This is a genomic window from Lentibacillus kimchii, from assembly GCF_055381965.1.
On the sequence record NZ_AP043934.1, the window covers coordinates 1,723,538 to 1,738,462 of the forward strand.

At 44.7% G+C, this 14,925-nt stretch carries 11 protein-coding genes, 1 other RNA gene and 1 other annotated feature; of the genes, 2 read left to right on the plus strand and 10 right to left on the minus strand.

All coding sequences use genetic code 11. The features are described 5' to 3' along the window. Positions 1 to 8: 8 nt before the first annotated feature. Entirely contained in the window at positions 9 to 428 is a 420-nt protein-coding gene (gene cymR / locus ACZ444_RS09295; RefSeq protein WP_382360774.1) for a cysteine metabolism transcriptional regulator CymR, read from the minus strand. 154 nt (positions 429 to 582) lie between these two features. On the opposite strand from cymR, the gene ACZ444_RS09300 reads away from it, so the two are divergent. Beyond that, complete coding sequence (locus tag ACZ444_RS09300; protein WP_382360771.1) at positions 583 to 1,869, plus strand: replication-associated recombination protein A; 1,287 nt, start codon at positions 583 to 585, stop codon at positions 1,867 to 1,869. Positions 1,870 to 1,968: 99 nt separating this feature from the next. Next, the gene (locus ACZ444_RS09305) at positions 1,969 to 2,643 is read left to right on the plus strand and encodes an RsfA family transcriptional regulator (protein WP_382360768.1); all 675 of its coding nucleotides are present in this window, start codon (positions 1,969 to 1,971) and stop codon (positions 2,641 to 2,643) included. Between the two features lie 72 nt (positions 2,644 to 2,715). Here the strand turns inward: ACZ444_RS09305 and ssrS are convergent. From ssrS to secDF, 9 genes are all read right to left on the minus strand, one after another. After that, positions 2,716 to 2,900: non-coding RNA, 6S RNA (ssrS, locus tag ACZ444_RS09310), on the minus strand. Positions 2,901 to 3,013: 113 nt separating this feature from the next. Next, positions 3,014 to 4,777 carry an aspartate--tRNA ligase gene (gene aspS, locus ACZ444_RS09315; RefSeq protein ID WP_382360765.1) on the minus strand — a complete coding sequence of 588 codons (1,764 nt, stop codon included), beginning with the start codon at positions 4,775 to 4,777 and terminating at the stop codon, positions 3,014 to 3,016. Then, positions 4,770 to 6,059: a histidine--tRNA ligase gene (gene hisS / locus ACZ444_RS09320; protein WP_382360762.1), complete on the minus strand. Its 1,290-nt coding sequence runs from the start codon at positions 6,057 to 6,059 to the stop codon at positions 4,770 to 4,772. Before hisS ends, aspS begins: the two co-directional genes overlap by 8 nt. 101 nt (positions 6,060 to 6,160) lie before the next feature. Beyond that, positions 6,161 to 6,431 (minus strand) — a binding site (T-box leader). 49 nt (positions 6,432 to 6,480) lie between these two features. After that, complete coding sequence (locus tag ACZ444_RS09325) at positions 6,481 to 6,654, minus strand: hypothetical protein (RefSeq protein WP_382360759.1); 174 nt, start codon at positions 6,652 to 6,654, stop codon at positions 6,481 to 6,483. 133 nt (positions 6,655 to 6,787) lie between these two features. After that, on the minus strand, positions 6,788 to 7,237 hold the full coding sequence (gene dtd, locus ACZ444_RS09330; RefSeq protein ID WP_382360756.1) for a D-aminoacyl-tRNA deacylase: 450 nt from the start codon (positions 7,235 to 7,237) through the stop codon (positions 6,788 to 6,790). Between the two features lie 26 nt (positions 7,238 to 7,263). Continuing rightward, positions 7,264 to 9,465, minus strand: coding sequence for a RelA/SpoT family protein (locus tag ACZ444_RS09335; protein ID WP_382360753.1), 2,202 nt, complete (start codon positions 9,463 to 9,465; stop codon positions 7,264 to 7,266). 217 nt (positions 9,466 to 9,682) lie between these two features. Further along, entirely contained in the window at positions 9,683 to 10,195 is a 513-nt protein-coding gene (locus tag ACZ444_RS09340) for an adenine phosphoribosyltransferase (protein ID WP_382360750.1), read from the minus strand. After that, a complete protein-coding gene (recJ, locus tag ACZ444_RS09345; protein WP_382360747.1) occupies positions 10,185 to 12,512 on the minus strand; it encodes a single-stranded-DNA-specific exonuclease RecJ in 2,328 nt (775 codons plus the stop codon). The genes ACZ444_RS09340 and recJ overlap by 11 nt, the downstream gene beginning before the upstream one ends. A 138-nt stretch (positions 12,513 to 12,650) precedes the next feature. Then, on the minus strand, positions 12,651 to 14,924 hold the full coding sequence (secDF, locus tag ACZ444_RS09350; protein WP_382360744.1) for a protein translocase subunit SecDF: 2,274 nt from the start codon (positions 14,922 to 14,924) through the stop codon (positions 12,651 to 12,653). Position 14,925 lies beyond the last annotated feature (1 nt).

Genomic DNA, 14,925 nt, shown 5'->3' on the forward strand with positions numbered 1-14,925 from the left:
AAAATAATTTAAATGTAAAACATGTACGTATTCTGATGCTGATCGTTTTCGTGCCGACGCAAATCTTCCAAAGTCGTGGTATCCAGCACATCTTTAACAGCATCACGAATGCGTATCCATAAAGCCTGTTTCGCTGGCTCTTCGTCCTCCATTCCTTCAACAGGCGTGATTGGCCCTTCCAGCACGCGAATGATATCACCGGTTTTTATGTCGCGCGGATCCTGTGCCAGCACATAACCACCATACGCGCCACGAACACTTTTCACCAGTCCAGCGTTTTTTAAAGGGGATGCCAGCTGTTCCAGATAATGTTCGGACAGTCCCTTCTCCCGTGCAATGGTCTTTAACGAAATTGGGCCATTGCCATGGTTTCGTGCCAGTTCAAGCATAATGGTTAAGCCGTAGCGTCCTTTTGTGGAAATCTTCATTTTAAAACACCCCGCGACATCGCTAAATCTGTTAGTCATTGTTGCTCTCTAAATAACCATTATAGCATGAATCACCTGTTTCTTGCATTTTAGCATAATCCGCTTTACGCTTTTACATAGACAGCTCATATCATTTTTATAAAGGACGATCAAAATGAACCAAAAACCACTCGCTTATCGTATGCGGCCCGACCATATAAACGATATTATCGGACAGGAGCACCTGGTTAGCCAAGGGAAAATCTTAAACCGCATGGTCCAGGCCAGCCGTCTGGCGCCCATGATCCTTTTTGGGCCACCCGGCACTGGCAAAACCTCTCTTGCTTACGCTCTGGCCAGGAGCCTGAATATCCAAGTAAAAATGCTGAATGCTGTGGTTGATAAGAAAAAGGACATGGAAATTGTCGTTGAAGAAGCCAAAATGAGCGGCCAGGTTGTCCTGGTGCTCGATGAAGTGCACCGTTTGGATAAATCAAAACAGGACTTTTTGCTCCCGCATATTGAAAGCAATCTCTTGACACTGATCGGCTGTACAACGAGCAACCCTTATCATTCTATTAACCCGGCCATACGCAGCCGCTGCCATTTATTCGAGCTGCACCCATTAACGGTAGCCAATATGAAAACAGCTGTCAGCCGGGCCATTGATGACGATACAAACGGCCTTGGGTCTGAACCAGTCGTGTTAACGGATGAAGCGCTTGAGCATTTGGCATTTGCTGCCAACGGGGATATGCGTGCAGCTTTGAATGGTCTTGAACTTGCCGTCTCATCAACCCCTAAAGACGCGAAAGGTAACATTGTTTTGACACTTGAAGCTGCTGAAGAATGCATGCAGAAAAAAAGTTTCACACATGATAAAGATGGCGACGCGCATTATGATGTTTTATCCGCTTTCCAAAAATCCATACGGGGAAGCGATGCCAATGCCGCCTTACATTATCTGGGGCGCCTGATTGAAGCTGGTGATCTCGACAGCATCGCGCGCCGCATGGTGGTCTGTGCTTACGAGGATATTGGCCTTGCTAATCCGCAAGCCGGACCGCGTGCCGTTACAGCTGTTCAGGCCGCGGAGCGTGTTGGATTTCCAGAGGCGCGCATACCGCTGGCATCAGCTGTTGTCGAACTGGCTCTCTCACCTAAGTCCAATACGGCTTACAAAGCGCTTGACGAAGCTCTGAGCGATATTCGCAGCGGCAAAAGCGGTGACGTCCCAGCCCACCTGAAAGACAGCCATTATCAGGGAGCTCAAGCAATGGGGCGGGGACTCGCGTATCAGTATCCTCACAATTATGAAGGCAGCTGGGTGAACCAGCAATATCTGCCGGATACGATTAAAGACAAAACATATTACAAGCCAAAAGCCAGCAGTAAATTTGAACAGCAGTTAAAAAGGATTCATGAAAATATTCAATCTGAAAAAAATAATACTAGATTCTAGAGGTATAATTCCTTTTTCATACGGTCAAACTAAACAATACAGCTAACAATTCGCTAGAAATATTGCTTTTGATCGTAATTGAAAAAGGAGTTGACTATAATGACAAAAGTTAGACAGGATGCATGGTCCCACGAAGATGATTTATTACTGGCGGAAACCGTATTGCGGCATATCCGGGAAGGCAGCACACAATTAAATGCCTTTGAAGAAGTAGGCGATCAGTTAAACCGGACTTCTGCCGCTTGCGGCTTTCGCTGGAATGCTGAAGTACGCAATAAATACCATGATGCTATCGAACTTGCCAAACGGCAGCGAAAAGAGAAAAAGCGGGCCGCTGCTTCTCAAGAAAGACAGCCGGTTTTATCCGCGGCAGACTCAGCAGAAAGTGACAGGAATCTGCCCCAGCCAGTTCCAGTTACTACAGAAATGGAAACGGCTCAAGAGACCCTGACGCTTAAAAGCGTTATTCAATACTTGCAGCAGTTTAACGAGGACTATCATGCTTCCAGCCAGGCTCAAAAGTCATTGGAGCAAATGGAACAGGAAAATGAGCAGCTTCGTTACCAGGTGCGTGATCTGGAAAGCCAGTTAACACAAACATCCCAAAAGCTTAAAGCTGTTCAGGAAGACTATCAAGTGTTTATGCAGATTATGGACAAGGCCCGCAAAATGACTGTTTTTGATAAGCAGCAGGACAGTTCTGAAGCACCGGCATTCCGGATGGATAAGAACGGAAATCTTGAACAAGTCGCCGACAGCTCATCACACCAATAGAGATGGCCTTTCCGTTTTTAAATATAAAAGGAACCGGCAGTCTGCCGATTCCTCTTTGGGACATATGTATCTATCAATCCCAATTGTGCCGTCTGTTGTCCAGTTTTGAACCCGCTTCAGGCAGGTGGGTGCCCTGTTCCATATCTATTGTGCTTCCCCGTATCGGGGCGTGCACGCAATATGAAAACCTATGTGGGCTCCCTTGTATATAGATGTTCGGTCAAAATGAATGTAACAGACGCACACATCAGGATTGAACGTTCAGCTGATTAACTGTAAATTCATATTAACATAACGGTCATGGATGATCAATATTGAATCACCCAATAAGTAAAATGGTAACTATTACAAGTCGTTAATCACGACACCATCACTCATATTTGGTTCTAATTGACAGTTCATCCAATTGTTTATCAGCTACTTGACTTGGCGCATCTGTCAGCAAATCAGAGGCTGAGGCGGTCTTAGGGAACAGAATGGTATCCCGCAGGTTTGATCTGCCTGCCAGCAGCATAACAATCCTGTCGAGGCCAAGCGCAACGCCACCATGTGGCGGTGTTCCGTACTCAAGTGCCTCAAGCAAAAATCCAAATTGCTCCTCTGCTTCTTCCGGACTGAATCCTAAAACATCAAAAAGTTTATCCTGCTGGTCCCGTTTATAGTTACGTAACGAGCCGCCCCCCAATTCATAGCCATTCAGCACAAGATCATATGCATTGGCCCGGACACTTCCCGGATCAGTATCCAGCTTATCCATATCTTCTTCAAATGGTTTCGTGAACGGATGGTGAGCGGCATCATAGCGCTCCTCATCTTCGTCATACTCCAATAGCGGCCAGTCAGTAACCCAGAGGAAATTGAAGCGATTCTCATCAATCAGCTCCAATTCTTTACCCAGCTTAAGCCGCAGAGCACCTAAACTGTCATAAACAACTGATGCTTTGTCAGCGCCAAAAAGCAGCAAATCGCCTTCTTCAGCTTCGGCTCGGTCAATCAGGCTATTTGCCTCCTCGTCTGTCAAAAACTTAGCAATCGGACCAGTAACTTGTCCGTCCTCAATTTTTAGCCAAGGCAAACCTTTGGCACCATAGACTTTAACAAATTCGGTTAATTGATCAATATCCTTGCGGGAATAACGGGCTGCCTGACCCTTAACATTTAACAAACTGACCTTCCCGCCAGTATCCAATGCACCTTTAAATACCTTAAATGATGATTGAGCTAAAATATCCGACACATGAATTAGTTCCAGACCGAATCGCGTATCTGGCTTATCTGAACCGAATCGTTCCATTGCCTCACGATAAGGCATTTTTTGCAATGGCAGCGGCATATCCACACCTGTTGCTTCTTTTAAGACGTGCTTCATCATCTTTTCAGTCATATCCATGATCTCATCACTTGTCATAAACGAGGTTTCAATATCAATCTGTGTGAACTCCGGCTGCCGATCAGCCCGCAAGTCCTCATCACGGAAGCAGCGAGCGATTTGATAATATTTTTCAAAGCCGCTCATCATGATCAGTTGTTTAAACAACTGCGGTGATTGCGGAAGTGCATAAAATTCACCTTGATGGACACGGCTCGGCACCAGATAATCCCGGGCACCCTCTGGCGTGCTTTTTGTAAGAATTGGTGTTTCCATTTCAATAAACCCGTCATCATTCAAAAAGTTCCGGACAGCCTGGGTTATACGGTGACGCATTTTAAACGTTTCCTGCAGTGATGAACGACGCAGATCAATATAGCGATATTTCAAGCGCAAGTCTTCACTGACCTCTGTTTCGTCTTCAATCAGAAACGGAGGTGTTTTAGCCTTATTTAAAACGCTGGCTTCTGACGCCAAAACTTCAACGCGTCCTGTTCCGATAGCCGGATTTACTGTACTTGGATCACGCTCAACGACTTTACCTTTCACTTCCAAAACATATTCCGATCTGACTTCCTCAGCGGTTTTCAGAGCTTCCTGGGAATGATCCGGGTTAAACACAATTTGGACGATACCGGATTTGTCACGCAAATCAATAAAGATAAGGCCGCCCAAATCACGGCGCGTTTGTACCCAGCCTTTTAATGAGATTGTCTGTTCAACATCTTTAACTTCCAATGTACCTGCTAATGTTCGTTCACTCATCAACATTTCCTCCTGACAGCTTGCCTTGCAAGTAGTTTGCGAGTTGTGCTAAAGGCACTTCTTGTTGCTCGCCTGTACGCATATCTTTCACATTAATCACTTGCTGCTCAATTTCACTCTCACCTAATACAAGCACAAATTTGGCTTGGTATCGATCTGCTGCTTTGAACTGTGCTTTCATTTTGCGGTCCTGGTAGTCTCTGTCAACCTGAATGCCTTTACGGCGCAATTCATGGGCAATTTGGACTGAGGCCTCATCCGCCTCATCACCAACCGTCACCAGAAAACAATCCAGCTCCTCATCAGTCGGTATGGTGATGTTTTCAGCTTCCAGCGCCATCAGCAGACGTTCCAGTCCCATGCCGAACCCGATGCCTGGCGTACTCGGTCCGCCCAATTCTTCGACCAATCCATTATATCTGCCGCCGCCGGCCAGGGTAGTGATCGCTCCGAATCCTTCTGCCTCGCTCATAATTTCAAAAGCAGTATGGTTATAATAGTCAAGGCCCCGGACAAGCGTAGGATCAACTTCATAGTCAATTCCCATTGCGGTGAGATAGTTCTTAACTTTTTCAAAATACATGGTCGAAGCGTCATTCAAGTAATCGAGAACGGAAGGTGCTGTCTTCATAGCAGGATGGTCCTGATCTGTCTTACAATCCAAAATACGCAGCGGATTTTGCGTTAAACGTGTTTGGCAATCACTGCATAATTCATCTTTATAAGGCGTAAAATGATTCACAAGTGCCTCCCGGTGATTTACCCGGCTTTCTTGATCACCGAGTGAGTTAATGACGAGTTTCAGAGATGAAAGGCCAAGTTCCTTATATACTGACATCGCCAGGTCGATAATTTCTGCATCAATTGCCGGATCAGCACTGCCCATTGCCTCGACCCCGAATTGGTTCATTTGCCGCATCCGCCCTTTTTGCGGCCGCTCATACCGGAACATTTCGGCAAAATAATATAATTTAACCGGCTGAGTCGGATAACCATGCATTTTATGCTCGATAAACGAGCGGACAACCGATGCCGTTCCTTCGGGGCGCAGTGTCAGACTGCGGCCGCCGCGGTCTTCGAATGTATACATTTCCTTCTGAACAATGTCAGTTGAATCACCGACGCCTCGCTGAAACACCTCTGTATGCTCAAACAATGGTGTTCTTATTTCATCAAAATGATATCTGCGGCAAATATCTTTGATTGTATTTTCAATAAACTGCCATTTGGCAGCCTCTTCGGGTAAAATATCAAACGTTCCCCGTGGAGCCTTCATGCTCATTGTCCATACCTCCAACTCGATTGTGATTGTTACACAGTTTTTAACCCGGGCGGTTTTGCCCCTGCCGTCTACAACATATAAAAAGCCCCCTCCCCTTATAAATAAGGGACGGGAGCTTACCCGCGTTGCCACCCTGGTTGATGTCTCTAACATCCGCTCACAGCAGTTAACGCCTGCACACGTCTGCAACTACTTCGAAAACAGCTGACATTGTCGGAGCGCTTCCGATAATGCTTTTGCTGCAGCTGCTCCTGTTCGATACAGAGCCCAAGGAATGTCGTTCATCAGGACTTATGCAAAAATGTTCTCAGCCTCTGACATCTTCTCTCTTGGCATAAGGAATCTGACTACTCTTTCCTTCGTTGGCTTTACTATTAGCGCTCTTGAATGATTACTATATTAAGATGTCACATCCCCGTTGTCAAGTACGAGTTACTTTTTTCCTCAGTCTTTGCACCGCACCCAGTGAGATGCCTAATTCTTCTGATATCTCCATATGCTGAAAGCTGTCTTCAATTTCCATGAACCGATGAAAGTCAACCCCGTAAATATCATTACTAACGTTTGAGCGCGATTGCTTGTCCTGAAAACGCATAGCAGATTCCTCCCTTGTTACCGTTAGTCTTACCGATTCAGTCACTTTTAATCATCGGTGGCAGGAATCTGATGCAATCAGAATTTATGATGTCACTGACAAGACACAGCGTATCTATCGTTCCCTAATGTCGTTACTTTGTTTCAGCACTGTCCAATATAATCGTTACAGGTCCGTCATTCGTGAGCTGAATCTGCATTTCTTCACCAAATTCACCTGTCTTCACATCAACATGATGCGCTTTGATTTGTTCATTAAAATAGTCATAAAGAGCCCTTGCTTGTTCAGGTTTTGCAGCTTGCAAATAATTAGGGCGCCTTCCTTTACGCGTATCCGCATACAGTGTGAATTGAGATATTGACAATACGTCGTAAGATATATCCTTTAAAGAATGGTTCATTTTACCATCTTCGTCTGAGAAAATCCGTAGATTGACAAGCTTATTGACAAGATAATCCGCATCTGTTTCTGTATCCTCATGCGTAACACCAAGCAGAACAACCAGACCGTGGTTGATTGCCCCAACAACTGATTCATTTACTGTTACGCTCGCATCTCTCGCCCGCTGAATAACTGCCTTCATGCTTCAACCCCTTATTCTCTAATGGTTTATTGAATAATCCGTGTCACAGTATAAATATCTTTTATCTGTTTAATTCGCTTCACAACCCGTTTCAAATGACTTTTATCATGAATCAGAATGGTGATATGAATCACAGCCATTCGCTTCCGGTCTGAGCGGCCATTAACGTAAGTAATATTTGTTTTGGTTTCGTTGACTGCCTGTAGCACTTCATTCACCAGGCCGCGACGGTCATACCCGGAAATTTCCAGATCAACATGATACTGTTTCTTATTTGACTGATTAGTTTCCCACTCAACATGCAGTCGCCGCTGATCATCCTCATCTGACTGGACATTAGGGCAATCCGTACGATGAACAGATACGCCCCGTCCTTTGGTAATATAGCCAGTAATTGGATCACCGGGCACCGGGTTACAGCATTTGGCTAACCGAATCAGTAAGTTGTCGACACCTTCTACTTTGACACCTGAATCCCCTTTTTGCACTTCTTGCGTTAATTTATCTGGTTTAATGTCTTCGATGGATTCTTCCAGGTGCTGTTTTTTCTGTTTAGCCTGGCGTACCTTATCTGTTAAACGATTCGCAATTAAGGCGGCGGTAATACCCTGATAACCAACTGCAGCATACATGTCGTTCTCAGTTGAAAAACTATATTTTTCATATACACGTTTTAAATTGTCCTGAGTCAGAACCTGTTTTGGCTCGATGCCAAGAGCGCGGATTTCTTTATCAACCGCCTCTTTTCCTTTGCTGATATTTTCATCACGTCGCTGTTTTTTAAAAAACTGTTTAATTTTGGTTTTCGCCTGAGATGTCTGGGTGATCGCCAGCCAATCCTGTGATGGACCGTAGGAATGCTGAGAGGTCATAACATCAACAATATCACCATTCCTCAGCTGATAATCCAGCGGTTCCATTTTACCGTTCACTTTAGCGCCAACCGTCTTGTTGCCGACTTCCGTATGAATTTTGTAGGCAAAATCAAGCGGCACTGAGCCAGAGGGCAATTCAATAACGTCCCCTTTGGGTGTAAAAACATACACCATATCCGAAAACAAATCAATTTTTAATGTTTCCATAAATTCTTCGGCATCATGGGTTTCACTTTGCCAATCAAGAATTTCCCGAAACCAGGTCAATCTATCCTCAAATGACTGACTTCCCTTCGACAGCTGTTTTCCTTCCTTATAAGCCCAGTGTGCAGCTATCCCATATTCAGCAATTTCATGCATTTCTTGGGTCCGTATCTGTACTTCAAGCGGGTCACCTTGTGGACCAATAACCGTTGTATGCAATGACTGATAGAGATTCAGTTTCGGCATAGCAATATAATCTTTGAATCTGCCCGGCATCGGTTTCCAACGTGTATGAATAATGCCAAGTACGGCGTAGCAATCTTTTACACTGTTAACAATAATCCGAATGGCCAGTAAATCATAAATCTCATTGAATTGTTTGCTTTGCTTAACCATTTTCCGATAAATACTGTACAAATGTTTGGGTCTGCCGGAAACATCAGCCTCGATGCTGAAATCATTTAATTGATCATTCAATTCATTCATCACATCATCAATATAGGATTCCCGTTCATTGCGTTTTTGTTTCATAAGCTGAACAATCCGGTAATATTGCTGCGGGTTCAGGTAACGCAATGCGGTATCTTCAAGTTCCCATTTGATTGTTGATATTCCCAGCCGGTGAGCTAAAGGGGCGAATATTTCAAGCGTTTCATTGGATATACTGCGCTGTTTTTCAGGCCGCAAATACTTCAGTGTCCGCATGTTGTGCAGCCGATCAGCAAGTTTAATCAGGATGACCCGGATGTCTTTTGCCATCGCCACAAACATTTTGCGGTGATTTTCCGCCTGGATAGCTTCTTTTGATTTATATTTGATTTTGCCGAGCTTCGTCACACCATCAACCAGCATGGCCAGTTCATGACCGAATGAATCTTCCAATTCATTCAATGTCACCGGTGTATCCTCCACAACGTCATGCAAAAAACCGCCTGCAATGGTCACCGGGTCCAGCTCAAGTTCAACCAGAATCCCGGCAACCTGAATCGGATGAATAATATAAGCTTCACCTGATTTCCGGAACTGATCCTTATGGGCATTCTCCGCAAACGTATAAACACGGCGCAGGTAATCTGCATCCTCTTCCGTCAAATAACGGCGGGCTTCATTAATCACGTCGTCACTTGTCAGCGTCGTTTCCTTAGCCATTAACATCACCTGATTTCACTTTCACTGTACTTTCTGATTGTTCAGCCCAGTGCTAAATCTCTTGTACCGTTCACATATCGATACGAAGGACTTCAATGTCTGTTCTTACAGTATTGAAAAAATTTGCTGAAATGTAAAGAAAAAACGTTTATTATGTCTGTTTTCGCACGCTTCGAGTCAGCTTAATGCGTTAAAACAAACACACCTTAGGCAGCCGCTAGTAATGGATTAATGTCAATACATCATAGCCATCCAATTTAGCTGAACCATTTAAATAGGACAGTTCAACCAGAAAGGCACAGCCGACGACAATACCCCCCAGCTGCTCGACTAATTTAATCGTTGCTTCAATCGTACCGCCCGTTGCCAGAAGGTCATCTGTGATAAGAACACGCTGGCCAGGCTGAATAGCATCCTGATGAATCGTCAGGACATTCTGACCGTATTCAAGTCCGTAATCGACTTTTATCACATCACGCGGCAATTTCCCTTCTTTCCTGACAGGGGCAAAGCCAACTTCCATTGCATAAGAAACAGGACAGCCAATAATAAATCCGCGCGCTTCAGGTCCCACAACAAGATCAATTTCTTTTTCACGAGCAAAGGTGACAATTTCATCTGTAGCTGATTTAAAAGCTTTCCCGTTATTCATCAAAGGTGTGATATCTTTAAATTGAACGCCGTCTTTAGGCCAATCTTCCACAATTTCGACATAATTTTTATAGTCCATAAGCCATTTCCTCCCCAGACGCTTGTACGTCTTTCATACATGCTATTAGCCACGATTGCAATTCATCATAAGTTGAGTAGTATAACGTTTTCTCAATTTTGGCCTGTTCCAGTCGTTCCTGGTAAATCGCCGATTCTGTTAAATCCCGTTTAACAGGCTCCATATTTAACTCAATCGTGCCATCCGTCATTTTAACAAAACCGAGGTCAAAAAACACATCTGCCATAAACTGCAAATGATCCTTTGTCCATCCTTTAGCGTCCATGATCATAGGAAAATCATGACGCATATCCAATTGCTTTCGTTGCAGCAGATGCTTATAGAGCCATTTAAAGTCCTCTTTTGACGGGAAAACATTCATAAATGCACTGTTCGTCACTTGGAAACAGACATGAATATTCTCAGGCTGCAGCTTTTGCAGCATCATGTGCAATGTTCGCAAGTCAGTTGGCAAATCAAACAAAAATAGTGTATCGCCACCCACCAGGCTGTCTATGGCCGCATCATATGTCATCCGCGTAACATGATCCGGCAGCTGATCTTCATCCGGCAATGATCTGTAAACAGCTATCTGCTTCCTTTGAGGATTTACGAAACGTGTCATATCAACGTTTCTTTGTCCCCGGTGGTCAAACAATTGCCATTCATCAATTTTCATATCCTGCATGATAATCTGAACTTTGCGAAAGCCATTCCATTCATTAATGCCGAGTTCTCCGACCACCGATACCTGCGTTTGCGGTGTCATATAATCGTATAAATCGCCTAATCCAAAACCAATAGCATCAAGTGTCTTTTGCTGGTTATGAAATTGCAGTTTCAAATGATTTTTACGCTGACCGACCTGCTTAGCAGCAGCCGGCAGTTCTTTTATATGAAAAACTGGCTTGGGATTCGCCATCCCAAATGGTGCCAGCTGGGCCATTTCCTCAACCAATTCCTGATTAGCTTCCGGCAGAGCAATCGACTTTGTAACAGCTATCTCCTGTGTAAAATCTGCTGAATCCAGCTGCTCATAAATCAAATGATGCAATTCTGATTTAAGGGTGTCAAAGTTGTCCAAAGGCATCGTCATCCCAGCTGCCTGGGCATGGCCGCCAAAATGGGTGAAAAGCTCTTTTACTCGCATACAATTGCTGAATAAATCAAAAGCTGGAATACTTCTAGCGGATCCTTTCATAGTGCCTTCTTCCGGGAATATGGACATCACAATGGCCGGCCTGTCGTATTTCCGGACCAGATTGGCAGCTACAATGCCCAGCACACCCTGATTCCAACCTTCTTTGGCTGCCACAATAACACCTTGATCACCGACTGGCGCTATCATGTCCTCTGCTTCTTTAACAATAGTATTAACGATTTCCTGCCGTTTTTGATTAATCGACTGGACGGTCTCAGCCATCTGACTGGCTTCCTCCTGATTATCGCTCAACAGCAGCTGAACAGCTAAATTGGCATCCTGCAAACGGCCGACAGCATTAATTCTGGGCCCAAGTGAAAAGCCTATGTCCTCTTCATCAACACTTCCTTCAATACCAGACACTTTCTTAAGAGCGATTAAACCTGGTTTCGTCGCAGCGGACAAAGCTTTTAAACCAAGTGAGGCAAAAACCCGGTTCTCACCTCTTAATGGAACCATATCAGCAATTGTCCCAATCGCAAGCCAGTCGAGAAATTGTTCAGGAAAGTACCCGAGCAGTCTCTCCGCAAACTTGACCGCGACGCCTGCTCCCGCCAGATCTTTAAATGGATAAGACGGTGAACAGTTTGGATGGATCGTCGCATAAGCATCCGGCAGCACTTCCTGCGGCTCGTGATGGTCGGTGATGATCAAATCAATGCCCAGCTGTTTGGCAACCTCAGCTTCGTGAACAGCCGCAATCCCGGTATCCACAGTTATGATTAGCCGACAGCCATTCGCAGACGCTGCTTTAAATGCTTCTTCATTCGGACCATAGCCTTCTGTGAATCGATTAGGAATATAATAATCACAATTCGCTCCCAGTTCCTTCAGCGTTTGAATCATGATCGCTGTGGACGTTACGCCATCAGCATCGTAATCCCCGTATACAAGAATCTTTTCACCTGTATTTATACTTTGATAGACACGTTCTGCCGCTTCATCGATCATCGACAACAACTGCACAGAATTAATATGAGCCAATTCTGGCGACAAAAACCTAGCAGCCTCTTCATCTGATGTAATGCCCAGCTTTATAAGCATTTCTTTCATAAACGGTGAGAAACGACGGGATTCCCACTGTGCTGTATCGTGATATTCATCGGCAAAGTTCCATTTCATTTTGCTTTCTAACATAAGCTCACCTCTGACGCCCATCAGTATACAAGAGATCAGCTTTGGGGGCAATCGCGGGTTTATTCCAAGCCGGTATTCATCCGTTAAATTTAACCTAAAAACCCCCTGATGCCAATCAAAGCATCAGGGGGTGGTTGTTTATACTTGCGGTCCTTCTGTCTGTTTCTTTTTCTCAAAGACAACTGGTTTTTCTTTAACATTTCTGCCGCGCCATACAAGCCACAGCAGAGATGCCAGAAATAGCGAGGAGTAGGTCCCTGCCAGCAGCCCGACTCCAAGAGCCACAGCAAAGCCTGTTATGGACTGTGCACCAAGGATCAAAAACGCCAGAACAGCAAGCAATGTCGTAACAGTGGTGTTAATACTGCGTGTCATCGTTTGCACCAGACTGCGATTGACAACTTTAGCGAGTTCTTTAAACGATTTGATCTGTTTTTTGGCCCGCAGATTTTCACGTATTCGGTCAAACGTCACAATCGTATCATTAATGGAATAACCAATGATTGTCAATATCGCGGCGACAATGGTCACGTCAAATTCCATCCTCGTCAGACTGAAAATCACCAGAATGAAAAACGCATCGTGAAGCAGCGCAATAATTGATGTGACAGCAAAGAATAACTCAAATCTGAGAGCCACATAGATAACCATTCCAAGCGATGCTATCCCGACTGCATAAAGCGCGTTTTTCACAAGTTCCTCGCCGACAATCGATGATACAACGCTGACACTTGTTTTGGCATCCATGTTCTCTTTGAAATAGTCCTGCACGTCCGCAATCTGATCTTTATTAAGGACCCGGTCATAACGGATAGCGGCCCCATTATCATCACCTGTCAGAACAATCGATTGGGCTTCAAGACCAAGCTCGTCCAATCCCTGTTCGATTTTATCAGTTGTTATACTGTGGTCTGTCTCCAGCTGAACTCTTGAACCGCTGGTGAAATCAATACCCGGGTTCAGCTGGAACAGCCCCAGTGAAACGGCACCAAGTGCTACCATGATAACCGAAGCCAGCAGAAACTTCTTCCGGTGGCGAACAATGTCCAGTTTACGGTTCAGAACTTTCGGCTCCCGCTCACTGGTATCAGAGATATCCTGAATATCCTGCTGCTTAACACCAAACCAAGCTGGGCGATTTCTCAGGAATTTGGCTTTAATCCAGAGTTTCATCAATAATCTTGTGCCATAAACAGATGTTATAAAACTGACAACAATACTCAGAATCAACATAGTCGCAAACCCTTTGACTGAGCTGGTGCCAAATATAAATAACACAGCGGCTGCAAGCAGCGTCGTAATATTGGCGTCAACGATAGCACGCAGGGAGCTTTTCGAACCGGCTCTGAATGCCGCCTGCAGTGATTTTCCTGACCTCAATTCTTCTTTAATGCGTTCAAAGGTGATGACATTCGCGTCCACTGCCATACCAACACCAAGTATTAATGCGGCAATTCCCTGCAATGTGAGAACACCATTCATCAAATCAAAGATTAATAATACCAGGTATATGTAAACACCCAGGTTAATCGATGCAATAATGCCCGGAAAGCGGTATACAGCCATGATGAACAAGAACACCAGACCCATACCAATAATCCCTGCAAACACCGTTTTATCAAGAGCTTGTTCACCAAAATGAGCTCCTACGGTATTGGAATAAAGTTCAGTCATATTAACGGGGAGCGAACCCGCATTGATAACATCCGCCAGCCTTTGTGCAGAATCAACGGTAAAATTGCCTTGAATCATAACATCTGTCGTATTCAATGTTTTTGTGACGCCAGCTGCGGATACATACTTCGGATCGTCTTTCTGAACCTCTTTAGCGAATGAATCATCGTCCTGATAGTCCATCCAAATAACTAATAAATCCTCACGGTCCGGAAAAGGAACGCCCCGTTCAAATTTATCTGACAGATTGCTGGTGATGTTCCGGAATTCATCAGCATCTTTTAACTTCAGCGTAACGATCGGTTCATTGGTCTTCTGAGAGAAGTCCTGGCTGGCCGCGCCTTCAACAACATCATTGCCATCCATCAGCTTCTCATCTTCCACATTTCTGAAGCTCAGCCTTGCAGACGTTGACAATAAATTACGGGCCTCTTCCGGATTATCAACACCGGCAAGCTGTACCCGAATCCGGTTGTCGCCTTCTATGTTAATATTCGCTTCACTGATCCCTAACCGGTTAACACGCTCGTTCAGGATCCTGACAGTAGACTCAAGCAGATCTCTGTCTGTTTGCTGGTCTTCGTCCACAGGTTTAACTTTATACAGTACTTCAAAGCCGCCCTGCAAATCCAGACCTAAGTTTATGTCTTTTGCAACACTTGTTACCGTTGTTCCAATCGTTCCTGCCAAAACCAGGACGATCAGAAAAAAGGCAACAATTCTGCCTCTTGTTTTCATC

Coding starts and splice junctions, on each gene's coding strand:
- cymR (WP_382360774.1), bottom strand. CDS start 428: ATGAAGATTTCCACAAAAGGACGCTACGGCTTAACCATTATGCTTGAA.
- ACZ444_RS09300 (WP_382360771.1), top strand. CDS start 583: ATGAACCAAAAACCACTCGCTTATCGTATGCGGCCCGACCATATAAAC.
- ACZ444_RS09305 (WP_382360768.1), top strand. CDS start 1,969: ATGACAAAAGTTAGACAGGATGCATGGTCCCACGAAGATGATTTATTA.
- aspS (WP_382360765.1), bottom strand. CDS start 4,777: ATGAGTGAACGAACATTAGCAGGTACATTGGAAGTTAAAGATGTTGAA.
- hisS (WP_382360762.1), bottom strand. CDS start 6,059: ATGAGCATGAAGGCTCCACGGGGAACGTTTGATATTTTACCCGAAGAG.
- ACZ444_RS09325 (WP_382360759.1), bottom strand. CDS start 6,654: ATGCGTTTTCAGGACAAGCAATCGCGCTCAAACGTTAGTAATGATATT.
- dtd (WP_382360756.1), bottom strand. CDS start 7,237: ATGAAGGCAGTTATTCAGCGGGCGAGAGATGCGAGCGTAACAGTAAAT.
- ACZ444_RS09335 (WP_382360753.1), bottom strand. CDS start 9,465: ATGGCTAAGGAAACGACGCTGACAAGTGACGACGTGATTAATGAAGCC.
- ACZ444_RS09340 (WP_382360750.1), bottom strand. CDS start 10,195: ATGGACTATAAAAATTATGTCGAAATTGTGGAAGATTGGCCTAAAGAC.
- recJ (WP_382360747.1), bottom strand. CDS start 12,512: ATGTTAGAAAGCAAAATGAAATGGAACTTTGCCGATGAATATCACGAT.
- secDF (WP_382360744.1), bottom strand. CDS start 14,924: ATGAAAACAAGAGGCAGAATTGTTGCCTTTTTTCTGATCGTCCTGGTT.